This window comes from Enterobacter sp. J49 (genome assembly GCF_002148625.1).
GTDB classification, from domain to species: domain Bacteria; phylum Pseudomonadota; class Gammaproteobacteria; order Enterobacterales; family Enterobacteriaceae; genus Enterobacter; species Enterobacter ludwigii.
In genome coordinates this window covers 581,641-599,433 of the sequence record NZ_MWPY01000030.1, presented here as the reverse complement: position 1 = coordinate 599,433, position 17,793 = coordinate 581,641, and the positions used below count along the sequence as shown (strand labels likewise).

General features: G+C 54.4%; 17 protein-coding genes. 13 read left to right on the top strand and 4 right to left on the bottom strand.

Features of this window, described 5'->3' with window-relative positions; translation table 11 throughout:
* Positions 1–99 precede the first annotated feature (99 nt).
* A complete protein-coding gene (gene fadE, locus BJP35_RS11680; RefSeq protein ID WP_014168754.1) occupies positions 100–2,544 on the bottom strand; it encodes an acyl-CoA dehydrogenase FadE in 2,445 nt (814 codons plus the stop codon).
* Positions 2,545–2,783: 239 nt separating this feature from the next.
* Here fadE and lpcA point away from each other — a divergent pair, with 239 nt between their 5' ends.
* Positions 2,784–3,362 (top strand): D-sedoheptulose 7-phosphate isomerase, encoded by a 579-nt coding sequence (lpcA, locus tag BJP35_RS11675; RefSeq protein WP_014168755.1) that lies wholly within the window; start codon positions 2,784–2,786, stop codon positions 3,360–3,362.
* 46 nt (positions 3,363–3,408) lie between these two features.
* Positions 3,409–4,176 carry a class II glutamine amidotransferase gene (locus tag BJP35_RS11670; protein ID WP_014168756.1) on the top strand — a complete coding sequence of 256 codons (768 nt, stop codon included), beginning with the start codon at positions 3,409–3,411 and terminating at the stop codon, positions 4,174–4,176.
* Here BJP35_RS11670 and dpaA read toward each other — a convergent pair.
* Complete coding sequence (gene dpaA, locus BJP35_RS11665) at positions 4,147–4,887, bottom strand: peptidoglycan meso-diaminopimelic acid protein amidase (protein WP_014168757.1); 741 nt, start codon at positions 4,885–4,887, stop codon at positions 4,147–4,149. The two genes, BJP35_RS11670 and dpaA, sit on opposite strands and share 30 nt — an antisense overlap.
* 298 nt (positions 4,888–5,185) lie before the next feature.
* Here dpaA and BJP35_RS11660 point away from each other — a divergent pair, with 298 nt between their 5' ends.
* From BJP35_RS11660 to dinB, 8 genes are all read left to right on the top strand, one after another.
* Entirely contained in the window at positions 5,186–6,529 is a 1,344-nt protein-coding gene (locus BJP35_RS11660; protein ID WP_086463127.1) for a Na(+)-translocating NADH-quinone reductase subunit A, read from the top strand.
* 3 nt (positions 6,530–6,532) lie between these two features.
* A complete protein-coding gene (locus tag BJP35_RS11655; RefSeq protein WP_086463126.1) occupies positions 6,533–7,768 on the top strand; it encodes an NADH:ubiquinone reductase (Na(+)-transporting) subunit B in 1,236 nt (411 codons plus the stop codon).
* Positions 7,761–8,555, top strand: a complete 795-nt coding sequence (locus tag BJP35_RS11650; RefSeq protein WP_079231381.1) for a Na(+)-translocating NADH-quinone reductase subunit C — start codon at positions 7,761–7,763, stop codon at positions 8,553–8,555. The genes BJP35_RS11655 and BJP35_RS11650 overlap by 8 nt, the downstream gene beginning before the upstream one ends.
* Entirely contained in the window at positions 8,548–9,186 is a 639-nt protein-coding gene (locus BJP35_RS11645; RefSeq protein ID WP_025205100.1) for an NADH:ubiquinone reductase (Na(+)-transporting) subunit D, read from the top strand. Before BJP35_RS11650 ends, BJP35_RS11645 begins: the two co-directional genes overlap by 8 nt.
* 6 nt (positions 9,187–9,192) lie before the next feature.
* Complete coding sequence (gene nqrE, locus BJP35_RS11640; protein WP_086463125.1) at positions 9,193–9,789, top strand: NADH:ubiquinone reductase (Na(+)-transporting) subunit E; 597 nt, start codon at positions 9,193–9,195, stop codon at positions 9,787–9,789.
* Positions 9,790–9,799: 10 nt separating this feature from the next.
* On the top strand, positions 9,800–11,023 hold the full coding sequence (nqrF, locus tag BJP35_RS11635) for an NADH:ubiquinone reductase (Na(+)-transporting) subunit F (RefSeq protein ID WP_020882788.1): 1,224 nt from the start codon (positions 9,800–9,802) through the stop codon (positions 11,021–11,023).
* Complete coding sequence (gene nqrM / locus BJP35_RS11630; protein WP_171032971.1) at positions 11,023–11,226, top strand: (Na+)-NQR maturation NqrM; 204 nt, start codon at positions 11,023–11,025, stop codon at positions 11,224–11,226. The genes nqrF and nqrM overlap by 1 nt, the downstream gene beginning before the upstream one ends.
* Positions 11,227–11,327: 101 nt before the next feature.
* Positions 11,328–12,386 (top strand): DNA polymerase IV, encoded by a 1,059-nt coding sequence (gene dinB / locus BJP35_RS11625; protein WP_047744217.1) that lies wholly within the window; start codon positions 11,328–11,330, stop codon positions 12,384–12,386.
* A 54-nt stretch (positions 12,387–12,440) separates the two neighbouring features.
* Here dinB and pepD read toward each other — a convergent pair whose 3' ends face one another.
* Positions 12,441–13,898 (bottom strand): cytosol nonspecific dipeptidase, encoded by a 1,458-nt coding sequence (pepD, locus tag BJP35_RS11620; RefSeq protein WP_032677472.1) that lies wholly within the window; start codon positions 13,896–13,898, stop codon positions 12,441–12,443.
* 260 nt (positions 13,899–14,158) lie between these two features.
* Here pepD and gpt point away from each other — a divergent pair, with 260 nt between their 5' ends.
* The 3 genes from gpt to crl all read left to right on the top strand — a co-directional run bounded on the left by gpt (position 14,159) and on the right by crl (position 16,426).
* Positions 14,159–14,617, top strand: coding sequence for a xanthine phosphoribosyltransferase (gpt, locus tag BJP35_RS11615; protein ID WP_010427903.1), 459 nt, complete (start codon positions 14,159–14,161; stop codon positions 14,615–14,617).
* Positions 14,618–14,722: 105 nt separating this feature from the next.
* The gene (gene frsA / locus BJP35_RS11610) at positions 14,723–15,967 is read left to right on the top strand and encodes an esterase FrsA (RefSeq protein WP_014168767.1); all 1,245 of its coding nucleotides are present in this window, start codon (positions 14,723–14,725) and stop codon (positions 15,965–15,967) included.
* Positions 15,968–16,024: 57 nt separating this feature from the next.
* Positions 16,025–16,426 carry a sigma factor-binding protein Crl gene (gene crl, locus BJP35_RS11605; RefSeq protein ID WP_020882784.1) on the top strand — a complete coding sequence of 134 codons (402 nt, stop codon included), beginning with the start codon at positions 16,025–16,027 and terminating at the stop codon, positions 16,424–16,426.
* A 114-nt stretch (positions 16,427–16,540) separates the two neighbouring features.
* Here the strand turns inward: crl and phoE are convergent, their stop codons facing one another.
* Positions 16,541–17,593 (bottom strand): phosphoporin PhoE, encoded by a 1,053-nt coding sequence (gene phoE / locus BJP35_RS11600; RefSeq protein ID WP_047744214.1) that lies wholly within the window; start codon positions 17,591–17,593, stop codon positions 16,541–16,543.
* Positions 17,594–17,793 lie beyond the last annotated feature (200 nt).

Here is a 17,793-nt window from a genome sequence, read left to right as displayed (position 1 = left end):
TCCTCAAACGACCACTTTTTGACACTGTAGCACGACATAAAGAGAAAATGTGGCAATAAAAAACCCCGCGCGTGGCGGGGTTTGTAGAAGCGAAACGCGTTATGCAGCTTCAGGTTTGCGGACCTTCTCCGGCAGCTTTACCGGCTGTGTCGCCAGCTCATCCGGGTCGAAATCATCCACGTTAATGCTGCGCAGACGGCTCTCTTCGGCTTTCACCAGCAGAGCGGCTTCATCATTGTTGATGATCCCGCCCGTCAGGGCCTGTTTCGCCAGTTCATCCAGGCGGGTGAACGGCAGGTTTTTGCCCAGCTGTTTACAGATCTTCTGGTGGATGGGATCGGCAGCCATCACGTCCAGCAGCGCTTCTTCCAGCAGACCAACCGGGTTATGCGGCGTGGGAGCCAGATACTGACCGCGGCCGATACGGGAACGGGTTGCGCTCGGTACCTGCAGGATCTTCGCCACTTTGTGATCCAGTTTGTCAGACGGCGCCAGATGATGACGACCGGTCGGGAAGATCACCACGCGAAGGGCACCTGCAACAAAGCGGTTCGGGAAGTTCGCCAGCAGATCGTCAATGGCCTGTTCCGCCTGATACATCGCATCCTGAACACCCCAGTGAACCAGCGGCAGATCGGCTTCCTGACGGCCTTCATCGTCGTAGCGTTTCAGGACCGCAGAGGCCAGGAAGATTTGGCTCAGCACATCACCCAGACGGGCAGAGATACGCTCGCGACGCTTCAGGCTACCGCCCAGCACCGCCATAGAAACATCTGACAGCAGAGCGAGGTTGGCGCTCAGGCGGTTAAGATGCTGGTAATAACGCTTGGTCGCATCACCGGTTGGCGTGGCGCTGGTAAGACCGCGCGTCAGACCCAGCCAGAAGCTACGTACCTTATTACTGCCCACGTGACCAATATGTTTGAACAGCAGCTTGTCGAAAGCATCCACGTCGTTATTCTGCGCGGCGGCCATCTCTTCCAGCACATAAGGATGGCAACGGATTGCCCCCTGGCCGAAGATCATCATGCTGCGGGTCAGAATGTTTGCCCCTTCAACGGTGATGGCAATCGGTGCGCCCTGGTAGCCGCGCGCCAGGAAGTTGCCCTCGCCGAGCATAATGCCTTTACCGCCCGCAATATCCATTGCATCAATGATTGACTGCTGTGCGCGGTGGGTACAGTGATACTTCACGATAGCTGACAGCACGGCCGGTTTTTCGCCCAGCATAATGCCGTAGGTAATCAGGGAAGCGGCAGCATCCATCACGTAGGCGTTGCCTGCGATACGTGCCAGCGGCTCTTCGATCCCTTCCATCTTGCCGATAGAGATTTTGAACTGACGGCGGATATGGGCGTATGCACCAATCCCCATCGCGACAGATTTCAAACCACCGGTCGAGTTCGACGGCAGGGTAATACCGCGGCCAACCGACAGACATTCCACCAGCATGCGCCAGCCCTGACCGGCCATTTTTGGACCACCGATGATGTAATCAATCGGTACAAAGATATCCTTGCCGCGGGTTGGGCCGTTCTGGAACGGTACGTTCAGCGGGAAGTGGCGACGACCAATTTCAACGCCTGGGGTGGAGGTTGGGATCAGCGCACAGGTAATGCCCAGATCTTCTTCACCGCCCAGCAGTTTTTCCGGATCGGAGAGCTTAAAGGCCAGGCCCAGCACGGTCGCGATAGGGGCGAGCGTAATATAACGTTTGTTCCAGGTCAGGCGCATCCCCAGCACCTGTTGACCCTGCCATTCACCCATGCAGACGACGCCGGTATCCGGGATCGCACCCGCATCGGAACCCGCTTCCGGGCTGGTCAGCGCGAAGCACGGAATTTCCTGGCCGCGTGCCAGACGCGGCAGGTAGTGATCTTTCTGCTCTTCGGTACCGTAGTGTTGCAGCAGTTCACCCGGGCCTAACGAGTTCGGCACGCCAACGGTGATCGCCAGGATCCCGGAAACGCCTGCCAGTTTTTGCAGGACGCGGGCCTGAGCGTAAGCGGAAAACTCCAGACCGCCGTACTCTTTCTTAATGATCATCGCGAAGAAGCGGTGTTCTTTCAGATACGCCCACAGTTCTGGCGGCAGGTCCGCCATTTCATGGGTAATCGCGAAGTCATTTGCCATGCGGCACGCTTCTTCCACCGGACCATCAATAAAGGCCTGTTCTTCAGCGGTCAGACGCGGTTGCGGATAGTTGTGCAGCTTTTTCCAGTCCGGGTTGCCCTGGAACAGGTCTCCTTCCCACCAGGTGGTACCGGCATCAATCGCTTCTTTCTCCGTACGCGACATGGGCGGCATCACTTTGCGGAAGCCTTTGAACACCGGCGCGGAGATCATCGATTTACGCATCGGCGTAAAGTTAAACGGCAGAAGAATGATAGCCAGCGGGACTAAAAGCCAGATATTCCACAGGCCAGCGACGCCAAGCGCAGCCGTCCAGGCCAGCAGAATCAGACTGCTCAGGAATAAACTCACCCGGTGATAGAACAGCACACCGAGCAGAACAACGGTTGCGAGAATGCTCAAAATCATCATAAAGAAAAGCTCCCTTGCTTGTAGGAGGTCTGACCACTTGTGATGATATGGTTGTAGTTGATGTTATTTCCTTTAGCAATGTGTTTACAAAATAATTACAACCTGGTTCACATTGTTCAGGTTTAAGCCGGCACGAAAACGCAAAACGCCAGACGATTCGCATGGCTTTAGCTTCTCGCTTTTCCCGCTATCCGGTACACTCCACTGTGTTATTTCATCAATACTGAAGGATTATCCTCATGTACCAGGATCTTATTCGTAACGAACTGAACGAAGCGGCGGAAACGCTGGCTAACTTTCTGAAAGATGATGCCAATATTCACGCTATTCAGCGCGCAGCGGTCCTGCTGGCCGACAGTTTCAAGGCCGGCGGTAAAGTGCTCTCCTGTGGTAACGGTGGTTCCCACTGTGATGCGATGCACTTTGCAGAAGAGCTTACCGGGCGTTATCGTGAAAACCGTCCGGGCTACCCGGCGATTGCGATTTCCGATGTGAGCCACATTTCCTGCGTCAGTAACGATTTTGGTTATGACTATATTTTCTCTCGCTACGTTGAAGCCGTGGGCCGTGAAGGTGACGTGCTGCTGGGTATTTCGACGTCCGGAAACTCGGCTAACGTGATCAAAGCGATTGCCGCAGCGCGTGAAAAAGGGATGAAAGTCATCACCCTGACCGGTAAAGATGGCGGTAAGATGGACGGTACGGCGGATATCGAAATCCGTGTTCCACACTTCGGTTATGCTGACCGCATTCAGGAAATTCACATCAAAGTGATCCACATCCTGATCCAGCTGATCGAAAAAGAGATGGTTAAGTAAGACTTCGCTGGGGGCATGATTGCCCCCGCTGTTGTGGAGGTGATGTATGTGCGAATTGCTCGGGATGAGCGCCAATGTGCCAACCGATATCTGCTTTAGCTTCACCGGGCTCGTTCAGCGCGGCGGGGGCACCGGGCCGCATAAAGACGGCTGGGGCATTACCTTCTACGAAGGCAAAGGATGTCGCACATTCAAAGATCCCCAGCCCAGCTTTAATTCCCCGATTGCCAGACTGGTGCAGGACTATCCCATTAAGTCCCGCTCGGTGATTGCCCACATCCGTCAGGCAAACCGTGGGGAAGTGGCGCTGGAAAATACCCACCCGTTCACCCGCGAGCTGTGGGGCCGTCACTGGACCTACGCGCACAATGGCCAGCTCTCCGGCTATAAGTCGCTGGAGACGGGCAATTTCCGTCCGGTCGGTGAGACCGACAGCGAAAAAGCGTTTTGCTGGCTGCTGCACAAGCTGACGCAGCGTTATCCACGCACGCCCGGCAACATGACCGCCGTCTTCAAATACATTGCGTCGCTGGCATCAGAACTGCGTGAGAAGGGCGTGTTCAACATGCTGCTGTCTGACGGGCGTTATGTGATGGCGTTCTGTTCGACCAATCTGTTCTGGATCACGCGCCGCGCGCCGTTTGGCGTCGCCAAGCTGCTCGATCAGGATGTGGAAATTGATTTTCAACGAGAGACCACACCGAATGATGTGGTCACAGTGATCGCGACCCAGCCGCTGACGGGCAACGAAACCTGGCAAAAGATTATGCCAGGCGAGTGGGTCTTATTTTGTCTCGGGGACCGAGTAGTTTGATGCCAGCTGCGGCTGGACGACTTCGTGGCTCAGCGGCTTGCTGACCACATAGCGGCCATCGACAACCGAGACAACCGGCGGCTTGTGCGTCTGCTCAAAGTAGTCGTAACCCGGTTTCAGCTGTTTCCAGAAATCCGCGTAGTAGGAGTACTTGTGACGCGCCATGTTGGCATCGGTCATGCGGAACGGGTAGATGCTGACCTGAACGTTCGGCTGACCAAAGACCAGTGCGCCGGTGACAAACTGGAAAATCTCATCAATGCCGGTATCGGTCATCGCATAACAGCCGATAGACACGCATGCACCGTGGATCATCAGGTATTTGCCTTCATAACCGTGGGCACGGTCATAGGCGTTCGGGAAGCCAATGTTAATGGCTTTATAGAAGCGGCTGTCAGGTTTTAGCTGGCTACGCTGAACGTTGTAAAACCCTTCCGGACTTTTGAAATCGCCCTGACGCTGTTTTGGCCCCAGACCACCGGAGTAGTTACAAATCTTGTAACTATCAAGCAGCTGATATGTCTCGCCCATTTTTACAAACAGATCGAGTGTGCGTTCTTCCTTGAAGATTTGAATATAAACCGGTGATCCCATTAACTGCTGTTTATATTCTTTGCTGACCGGCGTGGTTGAGCTATTGCTGCTGAGCAGCCCGGCAAACGATACGCACGGAATCAGGAGCATCGCAATGAACAATGCGATTTTACGCATACTACTAGTTCCTTGATAAAACTAAGACCAAATTGCCAGGACGGCAAAAGAGACCCGAAATCAGATTATTCTGTTAGGTGCGCTCACATTAGCACCGCCATAGATTTTCGCAAGAGCCGGACGGTGAGTTTACAAATTAGTTTTACTTTATAAACCATCAAAATCGCGTTGGCTCCAGGAACTTTGCGTAATACCTCGCACTTTAGCGCCTGCAACCGAGGTTTTGGTGCCCGAAAAACAGCGAAAATGGTACACTTCGCCCCCTCTGGATTGAAGTTCATGGAAGCTTGCTAACCACATGTTTAAAATCAGAAAAGGACTTGATCTGCCGATTGCAGGCGTGCCCGAGCCGCACGTTTCGCCTGGCGCAAGTGTCCGCCATGTCGCCATTTTGGGCGATGACTACCTGGGAATGCGTCCCTCAATGCTGGTGCAGGAAGGCGATCGCGTCATTAAAGGACAGGCGCTCTTCGAGGACAAAAAAAATCCTGGCGTTATGTTTACGGCCCCCGCGAGCGGTACCGTGGTGGCAATCAATCGCGGTGAACGTCGCGTCCTGCAGTCGGTGGTTATCCGTATTGAAGGCGACGAACAACGTGAGTTTTCCCGTTTCGACGCAGCAGACCTCGCCGCCCTGAGCCGGGAAGCCGTTCAGGCACAACTGCTGGCGTCCGGCTTGTGGACGGCGTTTCGCACGCGACCTTTCAGCAAATCGCCTGTTCCGGACACGCTTCCGGCCGCTATTTTCGTCACCGCCATTGATACCAACCCGCTCAGCGCAGACCCGGAGCCCATTATTCTGGCGCAGCGTAACGCGTTTGATGCCGGGCTAACCGTGTTAACCCGTCTGACCTCGGGGAAGGTCCACGTCTGTCAGGCGGGCGGCGGCAAACTCGGGGGCCATCCGCAGGGGCAAGTTACGTTTAATACGTTTGCAGGTCCGCACCCGGCGGGGTTAGTCGGAACGCATATCCACTTCCTGGAGCCGGTGAGCCTGACGAAACAGGTCTGGCATCTGAATTATCAGGACGTGATTGCCATTGGTAAGCTCTTTACCACCGGTGAACTGTGCGCTGAACGGGTGATCGCCCTCGGCGGGCCACAGGCAGCAAATCCACGTCTGGTGAAAACGCTGCTGGGGGCGGACATTAATGAACTGCTTGCCGGTGAAACGAAAGAGGGCGAAAACCGCCTGATTTCTGGCTCGGTGCTCAGTGGCCGTCATGCGGATGGCGCGCAGGCGTATCTTGGGCGCTTCCACCTGCAGGTCAGTGTGGTTCTGGAAGGTCGCGAGAAAGAGCTGTTCGGCTGGGTTCTGCCGGGCGCTGAGAAGTATTCCGTGACCCGCACCACCCTTGGGCACTTCCTGCGTCGCAAACTCTTTAATTTCTCGACCAGCACCCACGGCGGAGAGCGCGCCATGGTTCCGATTGGCAACTACGAGCGCGTTATGCCGCTGGATATTCTGCCAACTCTGCTGCTGCGCGATCTGCTGGCCGGCGACACCGACAGTGCCCAGGCGCTGGGGTGCCTCGAGCTTGACGAAGAAGATCTGGCGCTCTGTACCTATGTCTGTCCGGGAAAATACGAATATGGACCGGTATTGCGCGAGGTGTTAACCCGCATTGAGCAGGAAGGATAACTGATGGGCTTAAAACACCTCTTTGAAAAAATAGAGCCGCACTTTACGCACGGGAAGCTCAGGAAGTACTACCCGCTGTATGAAGCAACGGCGACCATTTTCTACACGCCGGGGCTGGTCACAAAAGGGGCGGCACACGTCCGCGATGCTATCGACCTCAAACGAATGATGATTCTGGTCTGGTTTGCGGTCTTCCCGGCCATGTTCTGGGGTATGTACAACGTTGGCCTGCAGACCATTCCGGCGCTGCATCATTTATATGATGCCCCACAGCTGGCTCAGGTTATCCAGTCGGACTGGCACTACCGCCTGGCCCAGACGTTGGGCGTCAGCTTTGCAGCCGATGCCAGCTGGATAAGCATGATGACGCTGGGAGCCGTATTCTTCCTGCCAATCTACATCACGGTGTTTATCGTGGGGGGCTTCTGGGAAGTGCTGTTCGCCATCATTCGCAAACATGAGATCAACGAAGGCTTCTTCGTGACGTCGATTCTGTTTGCCCTGATTGTTCCACCAACGCTGCCGCTCTGGCAGGCGGCACTGGGGATCAGTTTTGGCGTGGTGATTGCCAAGGAGATCTTCGGTGGCACCGGGCGCAACTTCCTCAACCCGGCGCTGGCCGGGCGAGCTTTCCTGTTCTTTGCGTATCCGGCGCAAATCTCGGGCGACCTGGTGTGGACGGCCGCGGATGGGTTCTCGGGTGCGACGCCGCTTTCACAGTGGGCCGCGCACGGGGGCGAAACGCTGGTTAACAACGCCACGGGTCAACCCGTGACCTGGCTGGATGCCTTTATTGGCAACATTCCCGGCTCTGTTGGGGAAGTTTCCACGCTGATGATTTTACTCGGGGGGGCCATCATTCTCTTCGGACGCGTCGCGTCGTGGCGCATTGTCGCAGGGGTAATGATTGGCATGGTGTTAACAGCCACGATGTTTAATTTCATCGGTTCCGCCACCAACCCGATGTTCTCCATGCCCTGGTACTGGCATCTGGTGCTGGGTGGGTTCGCTTTCGGCATGATGTTCATGGCCACCGATCCTGTCTCTGCGTCCTTTACCGACAAAGGTAAATGGAGCTATGGCGTGCTCATTGGTGCGATGTGTGTCCTGATTCGTGTGGTCAACCCGGCTTATCCGGAAGGGATGATGTTGGCCATTCTGTTTGCCAATCTGTTTGCGCCGCTCTTTGACTATCTGGTCGTGCGCGCCAACATTAAGCGGAGGAAAGCGCGTGGCTGAAAGCAAGAATAACGATAGCATCGGCAAAACGCTGCTGGTGGTGCTGGTCCTTTGCCTGGTCTGTTCCATTGTCGTGGCCGGCTCTGCCGTGGGATTAAAACCACGGCAACAGGAGCAGCGTGCGCTGGATAAACAACGCAACATCCTGGCTGTGGCCGGGTTAATGCAGGAAGGGATGAGTACAGACGACGTGGCTGAACTCTTCGCGGAGCGCATTTCGGCGCGTCTGGTGGATTTAAAAACCGGCCAGTTGCTGGATAAAGACCCGACGAAATTTAACCAGGCACTGGCACTGAAAGACCCTGAGATGAGCCTGACGCTGGAGGCATCGCAAGATCCCGCTGGCATCAAGCGTCGCAGTAACCTCGCCGAAATTTACCTTGTGCGCGATGAGCAGAAGCGGGTGCAGGAGATCGTGCTGCCGATATACGGCAACGGGCTATGGTCGATGATGTACGCCTTTGTGGCACTCGATACGGATGGTCGCACGGTGAAAGGGATTACCTATTATGACCAGGGCGAAACGCCGGGGCTCGGCGGTGAGGTTGAAAACCCTAACTGGCGCGCGCAGTTTGTCGGCAAGAAAGTGCTCGACGATAACGGACTGCCTGCCCTGAAGGTGATGAAAGGGGCTGCGCGTCCGGGTGACGAATATGCCGTAGACGGGCTTTCCGGGGCAACGCTCACGTCAAAAGGGGTGCAGCACAGTTTTGATTTCTGGATGGGCGAGCTGGGCTTTGGTCCTTTCCTGAAAAACGTACGTGAAGGAGCGCTGAACAATGGCTGATACGGGTGAACTGAAAGAAGTCAAAAAGGTGCTCATTGGCCCGCTGCTGGCGAATAACCCTATTACCTTACAGGTACTGGGCGTCTGTTCGGCGCTGGCGGTCACGACAAAACTGGAAACCGCGCTGGTTATGACCGTCGCGGTCACGCTGGTGACGGCATTTTCCAGCATGTTTATCTCCATGATCCGCCACCACATCCCGAATAGCGTGAGGATCATTGTGCAGATGGCGATCATCGCGTCGCTGGTGATCGTGGTCGATCAGCTATTGCGCGCTTTCGCGTATGAAACGTCAAAACAGCTCTCGGTGTTTGTCGGCCTGATTATCACCAACTGCATCGTGATGGGGCGTGCCGAAGCTTATGCGATGAAAATGCCTCCGCTGGCGAGCTTTATGGACGGGATCGGTAACGGTCTCGGTTACGGCGTTATCCTGCTGACCGTTGGGTTCCTGCGCGAGCTGATCGGCAGCGGTAAGCTGTTTGGCGTCACGGTGCTGGACACGGTACAAAACGGCGGCTGGTATCTGCCAAACGGACTCTTCCTGCTGGCCCCAAGCGCATTTTTCATTATCGGTTTGCTGATCTGGCTGATTCGTACCCTGAAGCCAGAACAGCAGGAAAAGGAGTAACCGACGATGGCTTATTACCTGAGTTTATTTGTGCGCGCGGTGTTTGTTGAAAACATGGCACTCGCGTTTTTCCTGGGCATGTGTACGTTTCTTGCCGTTTCCAAAAAGGTATCGACGGCATTTGGTCTGGGTGTCGCGGTCACGGTGGTGCTCGGCTTATCTGTACCGATTAACAACCTGGTGTACAACTTTGTGCTGCGCGACGGTGCGCTGGTAGAGGGTGTCGATCTCAGCTTCCTGAACTTCATCACCTTTATCGGTGTGATTGCGGCGCTGGTACAAATCCTGGAGATGATCCTCGACAGGTATTTCCCGTCGCTATACAACGCGCTGGGGATTTTTCTGCCGTTGATCGCGGTGAACTGCGCCATCTTTGGTGGCGTCTCGTTTATGGTTCAGCGTGATTACAACTTCAGTGAATCCGTTGTGTATGGTTTCGGCTCCGGCATCGGCTGGATGCTGGCTATCGTCACCATGGCGGGGATCCGCGAAAAAATGAAATATGCCAATGTGCCTGCGGGTTTACGTGGCTTAGGGATCACCTTTATCACCACCGGGCTGATGGCGCTGGGCTTTATGTCCTTCTCCGGTGTGCAGCTATAAGGGCTAACAGATGGAAATTATTCTTGGCGTGGTGATGTTCACGCTGATTGTACTGGTGTTGTCAGGGCTGATTCTGGCGGCACGCGCGAAGCTGGTGAATTCCGGCGACGTGGTGATTGATATCAACGGTGAGCCGCAAAACCAGATCCGCACGCCGGCGGGGGATAAACTGCTCAATACGCTCTCCGGCAACGGAATCTTTGTCTCCTCAGCCTGCGGTGGCGGTGGCTCCTGCGGTCAGTGCCGCGTCACGGTGAAAGAGGGCGGCGGGGATATTCTGCCCACTGAGCTGGCGCATATCACGAAGCGTGAGGCAAAAGAGGGTTGCCGTCTGGCCTGCCAGGTCGCGGTGCGCCAGGACATGAAAATTGAGCTGCCGGAAGAGATCTTCGGGGTCAAAAAATGGGAGTGCGAAGTTATCTCTAACGATAACAAAGCGACTTTCATTAAAGAGCTGAAGCTGCGCGTGCCGGAAGGGGAAGATGTTCCGTTCCGGGCAGGGGGATACATCCAGATTGAGTGCCCGGATCACACCGTGGCGTATGCGGACTTCGACGTTCCGGATGAGTACCGTGCCGACTGGGACAAATTCAATCTTTTCCGTTTTGTGTCTGACGTTAAAGAACCGACGCTTCGCGCCTACTCAATGGCAAACTACCCGGACGAGAAGGGCATCATTATGCTCAACGTGCGTATCGCCACGCCGCCGCCGAATGTGCCTGATGCACCCCCGGGCGTCATGTCGTCGTATATCTGGTCCCTGAAACCGGGAGATAAGGTGACCATCTCCGGTCCGTTTGGCGAGTTCTTTGCTAAAGAGACCGAGGCTGAAATGGTCTTTATCGGTGGTGGCGCGGGCATGGCACCGATGCGTTCGCACATTTTTGACCAGCTCAAGCGCCTCGGAAGCAAGCGCAAAATCAGCTTCTGGTACGGGGCACGTTCGCTGCGAGAGATGTTCTATGATGATGAGTTTGAGCAACTGGCGCGTGAAAACCCAAACTTCACCTTCCATGTGGCCCTCTCCGATCCGCAACCGGAAGATAACTGGACCGGCCACACGGGGTTCATCCACAACGTGCTTTATGAAAACTACCTCAAGCAGCATCCTGCGCCAGAGGATTGCGAATTTTACATGTGTGGGCCGCCAGTGATGAACGCTGCAGTCATTAAGATGCTAAAAGATCTGGGTGTGGAAGATGAGAACATCCTGCTGGATGACTTCGGGGGGTGATGATGCTGACGTTTCTGGCAACTTTCGCGGTTTTTTTGCTTGTTGTACTCGGCATGTCTCTGGGCTGGATCATAAAGCGTAAAAGCATTCAGGGCAGCTGTGGTGGTATCTCCTCGCTCGGGATGGAAAAAGTGTGCGACTGCCCCGAACCCTGCGATGCCCGTAAAAAACGCATGGCGCGCGAGGCCCGGCGGATCCTGTAGTGAGTCCGGTGTTTCCCCTCTTCCAGGAGGAGAGGGGAAACACACTTCTCAACTCTCATTTCTTTACTGTATACTTATCCAGTGATGAGTGAGGGCTTACTATGCGCAAAATAATCCATGTCGATATGGACTGCTTTTTTGCCGCAGTGGAGATGCGTGACAATCCGGCGCTGCGGGATATACCTATTGCGATTGGTGGTAGCCGTGTCCAGCGCGGTGTGATCAGCACCGCCAACTACCCTGCGCGCAAATTTGGCGTGCGCAGCGCTATGCCAACTGCCATGGCGCTAAAGCTGTGCCCTCATCTCACGTTATTGCCCGGCCGATTTGAAGCCTACAAAGAAGCCTCCCTGCATATCCGCGAGATCTTCTCTCGCTATACCTCGCTGATTGAACCTCTGTCACTGGACGAAGCCTACCTGGATGTCACTGACAGCCTGCACTGCCACGGCTCCGCAACGTTAATGGCGCAGGAGATCCGCCGGACTATCTTCAACGAGCTCAATCTGACCGCTTCCGCGGGCGTCGCACCGGTGAAATTTCTCGCCAAAATAGCGTCTGATTTGAATAAACCCGATGGTCAGTACGTCATCACTCCGGAAGAGGTTCCGGCGTTTTTAAAAACGCTGCCGCTCGGCAAAATCCCCGGCGTGGGGAAAGTGTCTGCTGCAAAGCTGGAAAGTATGGGATTACGGACCTGTGAAGATGTACAGCGAAGCGATCTGTCCATGCTGCTTAAGCGTTTCGGTAAGTTTGGTCGCGTGCTGTGGGAGCGCAGTCAGGGAATTGATGAGCGCAGCGTGAGCAGTGAGCGGCTGCGTAAATCGGTCGGGGTTGAACGCACGCTGATGGAAGATATCCATGACTGGTCCGAGTGTGAAGTCATTATCACTGACCAACTTTATCCCGAACTGGAGCGGCGGTTAGCGAAAGTAAAACCCGATCTGCTGATTGCCCGTCAGGGCGTTAAGCTGAAGTTTAATGATTTCCAGCAGACGACGCAGGAGCATGTCTGGCCGCGACTGAATAAAGACGATCTTATCGCCACCGCGAGAAAAGCCTGGGAAGAACGGCGGGCAGGGCGGGGAGTGAGGCTGGTGGGGTTACACGTGACGCTGCTGGACCCGCAACTGGAGCGGCAGCTGGTATTGGGGTTATAGCAGGCGGATTTGTCAGCCCGGCAGGCAACGTGCTACCGGGCATCATACGGCGAATTACTTAGCAGGGATCGCTTTCAGCAGTTCAGTCAGCAGAGTCCAGTAATGACCCACGCTTTCAATATGAACCTGCTCATCCGGCGAGTGCGGACCGGTAATGGTTGGCCCGATAGACACCATGTCCATGTTCGGATACGGTTTCTTGAACAGACCACACTCCAGACCGGCGTGGATCACCTGAATGTTCGGGGTACTGTTGAACAGACGTTGGTAAGTTTCACGCACCAGCGCCATCACCGGCGAACTGGCATCCGGCTGCCAGCCTGGGTAGCTACCTTTTGCGGAGGTGTGCGCACCCGCCAGTTTACCCAGAGACTCCAGCATGCTCACCACATACTCTTTACCGCTGTCGATAAGCGAGCGGATCAGGCAGATGATCTCCGCGCTGTCATCACTCATGGTGACCACGCCCACGTTCAGGGAGGTTTCAACCACGCCTTTCGCGACGTCTGAGTTACGAATCACGCCGTTTGGCGTCGCGTTCAGCAGCTGAACGAAGGCGTCACGAGACGGGGAGGTCAGCGCCGCTTTGTCGGTAGTCACGGACTCCAGCACCACGGTCAGGTTCTTCTCTTTCGCTGACAGTTCGTTTTTCAGGATATCCAGATACACGCTGGAAAGCTTTTTCAGCTCGTCAGCTTTTGCAGCGGGTACTGCCACGGTCGTGAAGGCTTCACGCGGAATAGCATTGCGCAGTGTGCCGCCGTTGAAATCCACCAGACGCAGATCCAGCTCAGCCGCGTGGCCAGCCAGGAAGCGTGCCAGCAGTTTGTTGGCGTTGCCCAGACCCAGGTGAATATCACCACCGGAGTGGCCGCCTTTCAGCCCTTTCAGCGTCAGCTTGAAGGTCTGGAAACCAGCAGGGATCGCTTCGCGGGACAGTGGCAGGGTCGTGATGAAATCAATCCCGCCGGCGCAGCCCATGTAGATCTCACCCTCTTCTTCAGAGTCGGTGTTGATCAGAATGTCCGCCTGCAGCCAGTTCGCCTGCAGACCGAACGCGCCGTCCATGCCTGCTTCTTCCGTCATGGTCAGCAGCACTTCCAGCGGGCCGTGTTCAACGCTGTCGTCCGCCAGGACCGCCAGAGCAGACGCCATGCCAATGCCGTTATCTGCACCAAGGGTCGTGCCGCGCGCTTTCACCCAGTCGCCATCGATGTAAGGCTGGATAGGGTCTTTGGTGAAGTCGTGAACGGTATCGTTGTTTTTCTGTGGAACCATGTCCAGGTGCGCCTGCAGCACAACCGGTTTACGGTTTTCCATGCCTGCGGTCGCCGGTTTGCGGATCAGAATGTTGCCAACCTGGTCGCGTTCAGCATGCAGACCTTTTTCCTTCGCCCAGCCCATAATATGTTCGGCAAGCTGTTCTTCATGGTAGGAAGGGTGGGGAATGGAACAGATTTTGGCAAAAATATCCCACAGTGGCTGTGGAGATAATTGAGACAGTTCAGACACGATAAGTCTCCTTGTCGATGCCCTGCAAAGCGAGTTGCAGGTCACAGGGTTAGCAGGTTAATAGTTACCACAAGACAGGCTTGCGAGATGCAACTGAGAATACCACTTTCTCCGGTGGCTGGTAGCATAAAGCATGTAAAAACTCAGGCTCCGGGCGCTAAACACTGGTTTTTAGTGCGTCAGATCTCTATAATCTCGCGCAACCTATTTCCCCCTCGAACACTTTTTAAGCCGTATACAAACAGGCTGGGACACTTCACATGAGCGAAAAATACGTCGTCACCTGGGACATGTTGCAGATTCACGCACGCAAACTGGCTGCGCGTCTGATGCCTTCCGAACAGTGGAAAGGCATTATTGCCGTCAGCCGTGGCGGTCTGGTACCGGGGGCTCTGCTGGCACGTGAGCTGGGTATTCGTCATGTCGATACCGTATGCATCTCCAGCTATGACCATGACAACCAGCGTGAGCTGACCGTGCTGAAACGTGCGGAAGGCGACGGTGAAGGCTTCATCGTTATCGACGACCTGGTTGATACCGGCGGTACCGCGGTGGCTATCCGCGAAATGTATCCAAAAGCCCACTTCGTCACCATCTTCGCGAAGCCAGCAGGCCGTCCGCTGGTTGACGATTACGTGATTGATATCCCTCAGGATACCTGGATTGAACAGCCATGGGATATGGGCGTGGTATTCGTACCGCCAATCTCTGGTCGTTAATTCTCTTACGCACTTATTTAACGCCCGGTGATACCGGGCGTTGTTTTTTTTAGTCTGACGCGCGTTACAATGGTCTCTATATGACGTATTCATGGAGGCAACGTAATGACGCAGGCGAATCTCACCGAGACTCTCTTCAAACCCCGTTTCAAACATCCTGAAACGTCGACGCTGGTGCGCCGGTTTAATCCGGGGACCATGCCTGCCGTCCAGTCTGCATTAGACGGTAAAAACGTGCCCCACTGGTACCGCATGATTAACCGTCTGATGTGGATCTGGCGCGGTATTGATCCCCGTGAAATCCTTGATGTGCAGGCGCGTATCGTGATGAGCGAAGCTGAGCGCACCGACAGTGAACTCTACGATACGGTCGTGGGTTATCGCGGGGGAAACTGGATCTACGAATGGTCTAAACAGGCGATGCTCTGGCAGCAAAAAGCCAGCCAGGAAGAGGACGCCACGCTCAGCGGCAAACACTGGCTGCATGCGGCCAACCTCTATGCTATTGCCGCATACCCGCATTTGAAAGGTGATGAGCTGGCCGAGCAGGCTCAGGCGCTGGCGAATCGCGCCTACGAAGAGGCCGCTCAACGCTTGCCGGGCCGGATGCGCGAGCTGGAGTTTACCATCCCGGGTGGCGCGCCCGTCACCGGGTTCCTGCATATGCCAGAAGGCGAAGGCCCGTTCCCGACCGTTCTGATGTGCGGCGGGCTGGATTCACTGCAAATCGACTATTACAGCCTGTATGAGCGTTACTTCGCACCAAAAGGGATCGCGATGCTGACGCTGGATATGCCCTCAATTGGCTTTTCATCCAAATGGAAACTGACTCAGGACTCGAGTCTTCTGCACCAGCATGCATTAAAAGCGCTGGAAAACATTCCATGGGTTGACCACACGCGTGTTGCTGCATTTGGCTTCCGCTTTGGCGCCAACGTCGCCGTGCGTCTGGCTTACCTTGAAGCTTCACGCCTGAAGGCCGTCGCCTGTCTCGGTCCGGTGGTGCACGCTCTGCTCAGCGATCCGACCCGGCAGGGCCGCGTGCCGGAAATGTACCTTGATGTGCTGGCCAGTCGCCTTGGCATGCATGATGCATCAGACGAAGCGCTGCGCGTTGAACTCAATCGTTACTCGCTAAAAACGCAGGGGTTGCTGGGACGGCGTTGCCCTACGCCGATGATGTCAGGGTACTGGAAAAACGATCCCTTCAGTCCTGAAGAGGAGTCACGCTTAATCACTTCGTCATCTGCGGATGGCAAATTGCTTGAGGTACCGTTCAGCCCGGTGTACCAGAATTTTGACAAAGCATTGAGAGAGATCACACGCTGGATCGCGCAGAGATTGTGTTAATAGATTGCTAAATTTTGCTGGTTTGGTAAAACAGTGGCTTCACAAAAGGAGATCGCAATGACGTTACCGAGTGGACACCCGAAAAGTAGACTGATCAAGAAGTTTATGGCTCTCGGCCCGTATATTCGAGAAGAGCAGTGTGAAGAAAATCGCTTTTTTTTCGACTGCCTGGCTGTATGCGTCAACGTGAAGCCTGCACCCGAAAAACGTGAATTCTGGGGCTGGTGGATGGAAATGGAAGCGGAAGAAAAACGTTTTACGTATAGCTACCAGTTCGGCCTGTTTAATAAAGACGGCTACTGGCAAACAGCCCCAATCAAAGACCAGGAAGTGATCGACCGCCTGGAGCATACTTTGAAAGAGTACCTCGAAAAGGCAAGAGCACTGCTGGCCACCCTGGATCTGAAGCTTGAACCCGCGGATAACTTTTCCAGCGAAGCGGTTAAGCTGACGGCGTAATCGCGATATTTCTCCCTCTCTCTTCGCGAGGGATGGGGTGAGGGCAGTAAACCCGACCCCCTCCAGGCAAAAAAAATCCCGGCATTTGCGCCGGGATTTTTTATTTCAACAATATCAGAACTGGTAGGTCATACCCAGAGCAACAATGTCATCGCTGCTCACGCCCAGTTTATTGTCGTCATCAATCTGGTTGATTTTATAATCAACAAACGCGGACATATTTTTGTTGAAATAATAGGTCGCGCCCACGTCGATGTATTTCACCAGATCTTCGTCACCCACACCTTCGATATCCTTGCCTTTAGACTGGACATAACCCAGGGACGGACGCAGACCGAAATCGAACTGGTATTGTGCAACAACTTCAAAGTTCTGAGCCTTATTCGCAAAACCACCCGAAATTGGGGTCATATTGCGGGTTTCAGAGTACATCGCAGCCAGGTAAATATCGTTAGCGTCATATTTCAGACCGGTTGCCCATGCTTCCGCTTTTTTACCTTCACCGCGCGTCAGCAGGTTTTGTGCGTTAGTACGGTCAGAGTTGGTGTAGGCACCGCTGACGGCGAAATCGCTGCCACCGAAGTCATAGGTCAGAGAGGTACCGAAACCGTCACCGTTCTGTTTTTTGACGTCGCGGTTTTCGTTTTTGCCCTGATACTGCAGGGTCATATCCAGGCCATCAACCGCACCGAAGAAGTCGGTGTTACGGTAGGTGGCAAGACCGCTCGCACGTTTGGTCATGAAGTTATCAGTCTGGGCTGAAGAGTCACCACCGAACTCAGGGAACATATCGGTCCAGGCTTCAACGTCGTACAGTGCGCCCAGGTTACGACCGTAATCCAGAGAGCCAATGTCTTTCAGTTTCAGACCAGCAAACGCCAGACGCGTTTTCTGTGTAGAGTCGCTTTCTGCTTTGTTACCGGCAAATTCAGCTTCCCAACGGCCATAGCCCGTCAGCTGATCGTTAATCTGTGTTTCACCTTTAAAACCGAAACGGACGTAAGTCTGGTCACCATCTTTAGTGTCATCATCGCTGATGTAGTGCATTGCTTTAACTTTGCCGTATACGTCCAGTTTATTACCGTTTTTATTATAAACTTCGGCTGCGTGTACAGATGTGGAAGCCACAACGCCCATTACCACTAATGCCAGTGTGCTCTTTTTCATTTTCGATCCTGTCTTATAAACGCGCTAAAAAAATTCGCTGGACGATAAGCTCATGCTTAGTCCCGTGAAAAAACAGAAAGGGTTTTAACGTTACGCAATGAAACTTTTATGACAAATTAAGAATAATTTTAAAAAACTGTGATTTATTATTTCGGTAATAAAACTGTCAAATTTTGCCGCTACGCTTCCTGATCCCGCGC

Excerpts from the sequence above, each read along its gene's own strand:
- phoE (WP_047744214.1), bottom strand. The coding sequence starts at position 17,593 with ATGAAAAAGAGCACACTGGCATTAGTGGTAATGGGCGTTGTGGCTTCC.
- BJP35_RS11660 (WP_086463127.1), top strand. The coding sequence starts at position 5,186 with ATGTTTAAAATCAGAAAAGGACTTGATCTGCCGATTGCAGGCGTGCCC.
- lpcA (WP_014168755.1), top strand. The coding sequence starts at position 2,784 with ATGTACCAGGATCTTATTCGTAACGAACTGAACGAAGCGGCGGAAACG.
- BJP35_RS11645 (WP_025205100.1), top strand. The coding sequence starts at position 8,548 with ATGGCTGATACGGGTGAACTGAAAGAAGTCAAAAAGGTGCTCATTGGC.
- fadE (WP_014168754.1), bottom strand. The coding sequence starts at position 2,544 with ATGATGATTTTGAGCATTCTCGCAACCGTTGTTCTGCTCGGTGTGCTG.
- gpt (WP_010427903.1), top strand. The coding sequence starts at position 14,159 with ATGAGCGAAAAATACGTCGTCACCTGGGACATGTTGCAGATTCACGCA.
- nqrE (WP_086463125.1), top strand. The coding sequence starts at position 9,193 with ATGGCTTATTACCTGAGTTTATTTGTGCGCGCGGTGTTTGTTGAAAAC.
- BJP35_RS11670 (WP_014168756.1), top strand. The coding sequence starts at position 3,409 with ATGTGCGAATTGCTCGGGATGAGCGCCAATGTGCCAACCGATATCTGC.
- crl (WP_020882784.1), top strand. The coding sequence starts at position 16,025 with ATGACGTTACCGAGTGGACACCCGAAAAGTAGACTGATCAAGAAGTTT.
- BJP35_RS11655 (WP_086463126.1), top strand. The coding sequence starts at position 6,533 with ATGGGCTTAAAACACCTCTTTGAAAAAATAGAGCCGCACTTTACGCAC.
- dinB (WP_047744217.1), top strand. The coding sequence starts at position 11,328 with ATGCGCAAAATAATCCATGTCGATATGGACTGCTTTTTTGCCGCAGTG.
- dpaA (WP_014168757.1), bottom strand. The coding sequence starts at position 4,887 with ATGCGTAAAATCGCATTGTTCATTGCGATGCTCCTGATTCCGTGCGTA.
- nqrM (WP_171032971.1), top strand. The coding sequence starts at position 11,023 with ATGATGCTGACGTTTCTGGCAACTTTCGCGGTTTTTTTGCTTGTTGTA.
- frsA (WP_014168767.1), top strand. The coding sequence starts at position 14,723 with ATGACGCAGGCGAATCTCACCGAGACTCTCTTCAAACCCCGTTTCAAA.
- nqrF (WP_020882788.1), top strand. The coding sequence starts at position 9,800 with ATGGAAATTATTCTTGGCGTGGTGATGTTCACGCTGATTGTACTGGTG.